This is a genomic window from Lacticaseibacillus suihuaensis (genome assembly GCF_054785075.1).
Genome location: NZ_BAAGBJ010000034.1, coordinates 1 through 1,431 on the forward strand (window position 1 = coordinate 1; position 1,431 = coordinate 1,431).

Annotated in this window: 1 protein-coding gene; it reads left to right on the forward strand. The window is 46.1% G+C overall.

The window, feature by feature from the left end; translation table 11 throughout:
- The coding region (locus ACYVRZ_RS13070) for an IS3 family transposase (RefSeq protein WP_461227466.1) at positions 1-1,390 on the forward strand (1,390 nt) is incomplete at its 5' end.
- Positions 1,391-1,431 lie beyond the last annotated feature (41 nt).

Sequence of the window (1,431 nt, forward strand, 5' to 3'; positions counted from 1 at the left end):
AATGACGTTTACCCTCAAAGTTGGAAACGACTTTGGGGGTTTTTCTATGACCAAGATTCAGATGGAAATAAAGGTTAAAGCGGTAGAGGAATTTCTTACTGGGACTGAATCAAAGGCTTCAATTGCACGTAAATATGGCATCGCAAGGCTTCTATTTAGCCTCCTTGTCGCCGTATATGAGCAACACGGACGTCGTGGATTACTCGATCCACCCGCAATCACTGGTCAACTGCGAGTATCTCTTGTAGAGTGGAAGCAACAACATCGCGCATCCGTGCTAGAAACTTGTGCTCACTTTGATGTCCTTTCAGTGGAGGCAGTCGTTCGCTGGGAGCGCGCATACAACCTTTACGGCAAACAAGCATTGTTAGAGATGCGACCGGGAGTGAAACCTCATCGAAAAAGAATCAGATCAGGACAAGATCAAGCGCCTGGAACAAGAGAACTTATCCTTGCGGATACGACTAGACGCCTTAAAAAAATTGAAAGCCTTGAGGACGCAACCAACCGAGCCCTCAGCCAAGTCATCATCGCACTCAGGGCAAAATATCGACTAGTTGACTTAATTTCGGCATTACCAATTTCGATGTCAGTCTTTCAATACTGGCAAAGTAAATTGAAATCACCGGATTCGGACAGTGGGTTAAAGGAACGGGTTGTCAGTGTCTTTGAGGCACACAACGGTACGTATGGCGTCCCACGAGTGACCGTGGTGATTCGCCGAATGTATACCGAGCAAGGCCTACCGGCACCCAACCATAAACGGATTCAACGAATCATGCATGAATTAGGGCTTAATAGCTCAATCTATCAAAAGCGAACTCGGAAGTATGACTCCTCAAAAGGTCCACGTGGCAAGGTCGCTAAGAACCATCTCCATCGCCGCAATATGACGGACCGACCCTATCAGAAATTGGTTGCGGACGTGACAGAAATGAAGGCTAGCAACGGAGATAAGGTTTATTTGGAAATCATCAAAGACCTATGGTCCAACCGAATTGTTACTTGGACAATCAGCCCACACCCGACGTTGCGCTTTGCATTATCACCGTTAGAGCAACTAATCCAAGAAATGCCCAAGACGGGGTATCAAGTAACACTTCACACAGATCAAGGCTGGCAATATCAACATAAATATTGGCGAGGGCTGCTTAAAAGCGGACGAATCAGGCAGAGCATGTCGAGACGGTCAACGTGCCTTGATAACGCTGCTTGCGAGACAACATTCGATAAACTCAAGACGGAGATTGGCCCATTGAACGCCTACCTGAACTACGAGGCAATCGCAGACGCAATCGAAACGTGGATCAATTACTACAACCAAACTAGAATCCAAATAAAATTAGGCGGTCAATCACCGCTCGAATTTGAGCGACAATTAGCTGCCTAATTAACAAAACTATTTAGTTCCAACTTTATGGGTAAACGTCA